At 57.7% G+C, this 6,779-nt stretch carries 5 protein-coding genes; 3 read left to right on the top strand and 2 right to left on the bottom strand.

The window, feature by feature from the left end; all coding sequences use genetic code 11:
• Positions 1–108: 108 nt before the first annotated feature.
• Both MLC59_RS12830 and MLC59_RS12825 read left to right on the top strand, forming a co-directional pair.
• A complete protein-coding gene (locus tag MLC59_RS12830; RefSeq protein WP_345799776.1) occupies positions 109–474 on the top strand; it encodes a GGDEF domain-containing protein in 366 nt (121 codons plus the stop codon).
• A 165-nt stretch (positions 475–639) separates the two neighbouring features.
• A complete protein-coding gene (locus MLC59_RS12825) occupies positions 640–1,032 on the top strand; it encodes a globin (protein ID WP_248234700.1) in 393 nt (130 codons plus the stop codon).
• A gap of 16 nt (positions 1,033–1,048) precedes the next feature.
• Here MLC59_RS12825 and MLC59_RS12820 read toward each other — a convergent pair whose 3' ends face one another.
• Positions 1,049–4,114 (bottom strand): bifunctional diguanylate cyclase/phosphodiesterase, encoded by a 3,066-nt coding sequence (locus MLC59_RS12820; RefSeq protein ID WP_248234699.1) that lies wholly within the window; start codon positions 4,112–4,114, stop codon positions 1,049–1,051.
• 116 nt (positions 4,115–4,230) lie between these two features.
• Here MLC59_RS12820 and MLC59_RS12815 point away from each other — a divergent pair, with 116 nt between their 5' ends.
• On the top strand, positions 4,231–5,334 hold the full coding sequence (locus MLC59_RS12815; protein WP_248234698.1) for a PilT/PilU family type 4a pilus ATPase: 1,104 nt from the start codon (positions 4,231–4,233) through the stop codon (positions 5,332–5,334).
• Here MLC59_RS12815 and MLC59_RS12810 read toward each other — a convergent pair.
• Complete coding sequence (locus MLC59_RS12810; RefSeq protein WP_248234697.1) at positions 5,310–6,674, bottom strand: methyl-accepting chemotaxis protein; 1,365 nt, start codon at positions 6,672–6,674, stop codon at positions 5,310–5,312. The two genes, MLC59_RS12815 and MLC59_RS12810, sit on opposite strands and share 25 nt — an antisense overlap.
• Between the last annotated feature and the right edge of the window lie 105 nt (positions 6,675–6,779).

Raw genomic sequence — 6,779 nt, 5'->3', positions numbered from 1 at the left:
TTCCGGCAACTGCGACGTTTGCAGAAATTACCAAAGCTATTGCAGTCCTTTTTTGGTCATCCAGATTTGGCTTACATCTCCGGGTGATGTTCGCTTACTTTATTTCGGATTAGTAACGACACCTTCGGACACAACAAAGGCGATGAAATCATCCAGGCAGTGGCCGCCATCCTGCTGGGAGAAACCCGCAAAACCGACAAGTGTATCCGCTGGGGCGGCGAGGAGTTCATCGTGCTGCTGCCATTCTGCGACCTGGGGAAAGCCCGTGACATTGCCGAGAATATTCGCAGTGTGATGGCCTCAAGGAAGTTCCCGGATATCGGCCAGGTTACCCTTTCCATCGGCGTTACCGAGTCAGTGCCCGGGGACCGCCCCATGGCGATGCTGGATCGCGTCGACAAGCTTCTCTACCAGGCCAAGGGTAACGGCAAGAACCGGGTAGCTGCGGGCCTGCCAGGCGACGGGCCGGGCTGACTGTTCATGCCTCCGGGAAAAGCATGCGGTAGGGTCGCTAAATGGCTGCTCGTACCGCAGCCAGCGACCTTTGTCCCACTCGTTTTATTTCGGTTGCTACCTACCGGCCCCTGCCCTCTGTGTGGTTATAATGCGCGCCCTCATTGACCGACCCGTGGACCCATTATGAATGCGACAGACTCAGTGTTTCAGAGCTATGGCCGTTGCTGCCGTAACGAGCAGTTCTTCAAGGACTTCTATGACTTTTTCATGGACAGCTCCGATGAAATTCGCCAGCGCTTCGTGAACACGGACATGGCCGCCCAGCGTCACCTGCTCCGTAACGGCATCATGCAACTGATCCTGGTGGCCCGGGGTATGTCAGACCGCAAACTCCGTGCCCTGGGGGAAAGCCACAACCGCCATAACTTCAATATCAATCCTGACTGGTACCAGCTGTGGCTGAATGCCTTGATGAAAGCGGTTGACCGGCATGACCCGGAATACGACCGAGACCTGGACGCCCAGTGGCGTGAGGTACTCCGCCCCGGCATTGAGTTAATCCGGGGAGCTTACTGAGCCGCGCAGGCGACGGTTACAAACGGGGGCCCTCAGACAGGAGCGCCGGCCGGCCAAACAGGTACCCCTGAAAATCCGTACAGCCGTGGCTGAACAGCCAGTCTCTCTGCTCATCAGTTTCCACCCCCTCTGCGATAACCTCCAGGTCAAGGCCCCGCGCCAGGCCGATAATGGATTCCACGATCGCCGAGCTGGCTGAGTTGCCGCCCAGGTCCCTTATGAAAGACTGGTCTATCTTGACCTGATCCAGCGGCAGGCGCCGGAGGTAGCTCAGCGACGAGTAGCCGGTGCCGAAATCATCCAGCGAAAATCGCACACCCAGAGACCGGAGTGTGTTCATGGTTTCGGTAACCCGGTCCGGGTCATCCATCAGAAGACTCTCGGTAACCTCCAGCTTCAACATACGAGGCGGGGCGCCGGTCTGCCTGAGAATCTGCGCCAGCCCATCGACAAACCCCTTCGCCTGGAACTGAATAACACTGACGTTCACGGCCAGTGTCAGCTCCGACGTTGCAGGGTCAGCACTCCAGGCAGCCAGCCGCCGGCAGGCTTGTTCCAGCAACCATTGCCCGATCGGAATAATAAGCCGGCTTTGCTCTGCAATCGGGATAAAGACCCCAGGGGAAACCAGCCCCTTTTCGGGGTGCCGCCAGCGCAACAGCAATTCGTAGCCAAGCAGCTGGTCCGGATAACGGACCTGGGGCTGGTAGTAGATCAACAGCTCGTCCCTGCTGACCGCATGTCTCAGCTCGTCTTCCAGCATAACGTGCTGCACCACCTGCCGCTGCAGGTCGGGATTGAAAAAGGCAATTCGTCGCTCATCCCGCTGCCTTGCCCTTTCCTTGGCCTGCTGCGTGGCCTGTTCGGCCCGCTGCAGTTGTTGGTCAGCCGGACTATCCTTGCCGTCGATAATCGCAATACCGATACTGACCTGAACCTGGACAAGGTGGCCGGCAACGCTCAGGGGAGGGCTGAACTCCTCAATGATTTTCTCTGCAACCAGTTCCGCCGACCTGGCTGCCATCTCCGGTGTGGCGTGCTGGCCCGGCAAAAGAACCGCAAACTCATCGCCACCAATCCTGGCAAGCGTGTCACTCTCCCGCATGAACGAAGCCAGCTTGCTGGCCATTGCCTTCAGCACAAGGTCACCGGTTTCGTAACCACGGGCATCGTTGATGGACCTGAACTGCTCAATATCAAGGTACAGCAGGGCTGCGTTGACATGCCGCCGGATATTGAATCGACAGACTTCCGCTATCCGCTCTTCCAGCAGGGCCCGGTTCGCCAGGCCAGTCAGCGAATCGTAGAAAGCCAGTCGATGAGCTTCCTGCTCCGCCTTCTTGCGCCGGGTAATATCATGGAAGGTGCCGACAAAGTTCTGAACGGCCCCCGACGGGTTTCTTACGGCGCTGATGGTCAACCACTCAGCGTATACCTCACCGGTTTTGCGACGATTCCAGACTTCACCCTCCCAGGCGCCATCTTCCAGCATCTTTGTCCACATATGCTGATAGAAAGCACGGTCCTGTAATCCGGAGCTCAGCACCGCCGGTGTCTTTCCGACGACTTCCTGCTCTTCATAGCCGGTGATCACGGAGAAGGCCTTGTTGGCCCTGAGAATGGTTCCTTGCTTGTCGGTAACAATAATGCCCAGATGAGTCTCAAAGGCGGCTGAGGCAATTCGCAACTCCGCCTCCCGTTCTTTCTGCTCGGTCACATCACGCACCAGGGCCAGGAACCCGCTATAGTTGTGATGAGCATCAGAGAGCACGTTGACCCGCGCTTCGAAGGATCGAAGTTCATGCCCGACATTCAGGCGATAGTCAAAATGGTAGGTCTGGCCGGAACCCCTGACTTCACCCTTGACCTCCCTGAACCGGTCAGCCAGTTCTGGCGGCAGCACATCCCGGTAGTGATGACCGATAAACTCGTCCGGTGTGGTCAGCAGGTCGCGTTCATCCGCTGCGTGCACGAAGACGAACTTACCCTCCTCGTCCACCACGAAGATCAGGTCAGGAATTGACCGGACCAGGGCCTTTAACCAGTCCTCGTTGGCCTGTGCCAGGTGCTGTAGTCGCTGGCGTTCCTGGTTTTCCCGGACCAGCCGTTGTTCGGCCTGTCCACGCCGGTGGAGTTGCCGCAACAGCAGGGCACCAAGGACAGCCACCAACAAAATACCCGCGCCCAGAACCCATAGGCTTTGCCGCCATGCATAGAGTGCAACACCGGTTCTTTCGCCGACGACAACAACATAGGGCGCATCAGCGACGCGTCGAAAACCGTAGAATCGCTGCTCTCCGTCAAACGGTGAGTGCGTAGTCAACTGGTCCTTTTCACGACCGCTCTCGATAAAGCCCATGGCGGCGGGCTCATCAACCCGCGTTACCCGGTCAGTGCCGCCAACCGCGGGAAGCCGGGCAATCAACGCCATTGCCTCATCGATAATTGCAATGCTTTGTCCGTCGGACAGACTTAGCCCGTCAATTGAGGAGGCCAGCACCCTCGGGGACTGGCGGACAATGATCGTTCCAGTAATAGTTTTTGTGCTGGAATAAAGATTACGAACAATGAATACCCAGGACTGGCCAGTGTCGGCATCCGTGTATACCGGCGTGACCTGGTCATCCGCTTTTTTCCCCGGCAAATGTAACGAAAGGAACTCCCAGGCCGGAACCCTGCCTCCTTCGCCGCCGGCAGAGGAATAAAGCAGGTTGCCATCCACATCAACAACATAGATGGTATCAGCAAAGCCAAGCTTCTGTACCTTTGTGTCCAGCAGTTGCTCCAGACTCTCAAGGCGCGAGCCAGGGGCAATACTGGCCTGGGAAATCAGGGGCTCGACGAATCCGGCCAGGGCCTGCAGTGCGTATTGCCCGGACCGCAACGTGCTGGCGACCAGCTCAGCAGCGAGGTCGGCCCGGGATTCAGACCGCCTGGTCGCTGTCTCTGTAATCTCCCGGTGATTGGTGCCAGCAACAATGCTTGCGGAAATCAGTAACACCAGCAAGGCTGTAACATACAGCAGCAAAGGCATACGGTGACTGGGCGGAGGCAAGGCTTCCCCCTCTTCGGTCGAAGACATCAACACGGACTCGCGCACTTTATTGTTCTCGGGCAGGTATATTAAGAAAGTACTATTTCTGATGAAAAAGTCTATCGGAACAACGCCACCCGACTGAAAACCATCCTGGAGAACGCATGGAATTACCAGCCTACCTGAAAGTCATGGCCGACAAGGGTGCCTCTGACCTGTACCTGTCAACCGGTGCCCGGGTGATGATGAAGATCGAAGGCAAAACCAGCCCTGTCACCCAGAAGCCCCTTCCGGTCGGTGCCGTCAAGGAGCTGGCCTATTCGGTCATGAATGACCGCCAGCGAGCGGAATTCGAAAAAAACCTGGAGCTGGATATGGCCGTCGGTATCAGCCAGGTAGGCCGCTTCCGTCTGAATATCTTCTGGCAGCGGGGCGAAGTGGCCATGGTGGCTCGGCACTTGAAGACCGAAATCCCCTCCATCGAAGCCCTGGGGCTGCCGCGGGTGCTGGAGCAACTGATCATGCAACCCCGCGGCCTGATACTGGTAGTGGGTGCTACCGGGTCGGGAAAATCCACTACCCTTGCGTCCATGATTGACTACCGTAACACCCACCGGTCAGGGCACATACTGACCATTGAGGACCCGGTCGAGTATACCCACCACCACAAACAAAGCGTGGTAAACCAGAGGGAAGTGGGCGTCGATACCCTTTCCTATGGGGAAGCCCTGCGTCGCGCCATGCGGGAAGCGCCTGACGTGATCATGATCGGCGAGATCCGCGACCGGGACACCATGAAGCACGCCCTCACCTACGCCGAAACCGGTCACCTGTGCCTGGCCACACTTCACGCCAGCAACGTAAATCAGACCATGCGACGCATCGTCAACTTCTTTCCGGAGCACGCCCACCGGGAGCTACAAATGGATCTGAGCATGCATTTGCAGGCTGTTATATCCCAGCGACTGCTCAAAACCCATGACGGCAAAAGGGCCGCCGCAGTGGAAGTCATGCTGGCCAGCCCCTACATCCGGAAGTTGATCAACAAGGGAGAAGTGGAAGGCATCGGCGAAATCATGGAAAAAAGCCCTGAACAGGGCATGCAGACCTTCGACCACGCCATCCTGGAGCTTTACCGCCAGGGCCGGGTTACCCGCGAGGAAGCCCTCGCCAACGCTGACTCCCGTCATAACCTGGAGGTAAAGATCCGCCTCGAACAGGGCGGCCTGGACTCAGGCAGTGATCAGTTCAGCATGGATCCGGCCTGAGCCCGGCTCGCCGATTGGCGCACCACGTCCAGCAACCCGAGCACTTCCGAGGAGCTGGCCTTGAGTGCCTCGGTCAATTCTGAAACCCGGGCCACATAGCGGCTCTCATCCACCTTGCCATCGTGGTAGCTCCTTGCCAGCTGATACAGCTCCCGCCCGATGGCATGGACCCTGGGGTGAGCCTGCTCAACGAGGCGTACCCCCTCACTGCTGTCGTGGATGAAGCTGGCCATATCCGTTTCCAGGAACTTGCCCAGCCGGCACTGGGTATGGTCCTTGACTTCCTCTTCCTTGAGCCCCCGCTGGTCGAACACCGCATAGCGAACCAGCTTGTCGACCCACATGACATGGTCCCGCTTGGCCAGGGCAATGATATTCAGGGGCAGTTTCTGGTCGACATTATCCAGCACGCTGGCGTTACTGCTTCGCAGTGACGGCATGTTGCCCATGAGGTCACCGAAAATATCGGACAATGCCGCAGCATCATCGGCATTGGCGCTGACCTGTGAAGCCATGTCCGCCGCTACCTGGCTTTGCTCTTCTGCTGCCGAAGCGATGGAGCTGGATACATCCAGGTTGTGGTGGGCCGAATCGCGGGACTGGGCCACCCGCTCATAGACTCGCTGACGGCTTTCTGCTGATTCATTGACCGCCTTCAAGGAGGCCTCCAGCCGCTCCTGCACCTGGTCAGATCCAGTGAGGATATGTTCCACAATCTCGTTGATACGGCCCGCGGCTTCCGAACTGCGCCCTGCAAGTTGCCTCACCTCATCCGCAACCACCGAAAATCCGCGCCCTGCGTCACCGGCACGGGCAGCTTCAATAGCCGCGTTCAGTGCCAGGAGGTTGGTCTGGTCGGAGATCTCGTTAACCGAATTGGTGAGCCCGCGTATTTCCTGGGTGCTCTCGGCAAAGGCAGCCATCTGGTCATTGGCCCTGGCGAGGGAGCTATCCACATCCTTGAGATGCGATTCCATTTCCTGCAGGGCCCGCAGGGATTCTTCAGTGTCTTCTTTCAGACTTTGGGCCTGCTCCAGCACGTCACGCCCAAGTCCGCCAACTTCGTTGGCGCTTGCTGACATTTCCTCAATGGCCGTGGCCAGTAACTGAACCTTCTCGGTCAGGTGGGAGATGCGCTGTTCAAATTTCAATGCGCCCTCACCCAGCTCCGTCACCTCCCGGGTGGCATCAACCGCGGCATCAATAATATTCAGCTCGTGCCTTCTCTGTTCCCGGCGCTGCTGCACCAGGGGCTCAAGCCAATCGGGGTAATGCTCCGGAACCCTGTCTTCAACTACAGCCTGAATCCAGGCGGACACCCGGGACTTGGATAACAGCATATTGGTAACCTGCGTGACTGGAGAGTAGATCCTTATCGACGAAAACCCGACGATCTTTAGCAGTCTATCTGTTATCTGCACCCGTTTGTCACGCTATCAATCTGT

Source organism: Marinobacter bryozoorum (assembly GCF_023156245.1).
GTDB classification, from domain to species: Bacteria; Pseudomonadota; Gammaproteobacteria; order Pseudomonadales; family Oleiphilaceae; genus Marinobacter; species Marinobacter bryozoorum.
The sequence above is the reverse complement of the archived record's forward strand: the minus strand, read 5'-3'. Positions and strand labels throughout refer to the sequence as shown.

Excerpts from the sequence above, each read along its gene's own strand:
- MLC59_RS12815 (WP_248234698.1), top strand. The coding sequence starts at position 4,231 with ATGGAATTACCAGCCTACCTGAAAGTCATGGCCGACAAGGGTGCCTCT.
- MLC59_RS12810 (WP_248234697.1), bottom strand. The coding sequence starts at position 6,674 with ATGCTGTTATCCAAGTCCCGGGTGTCCGCCTGGATTCAGGCTGTAGTT.
- MLC59_RS12825 (WP_248234700.1), top strand. The coding sequence starts at position 640 with ATGAATGCGACAGACTCAGTGTTTCAGAGCTATGGCCGTTGCTGCCGT.
- MLC59_RS12820 (WP_248234699.1), bottom strand. The coding sequence starts at position 4,114 with ATGTCTTCGACCGAAGAGGGGGAAGCCTTGCCTCCGCCCAGTCACCGT.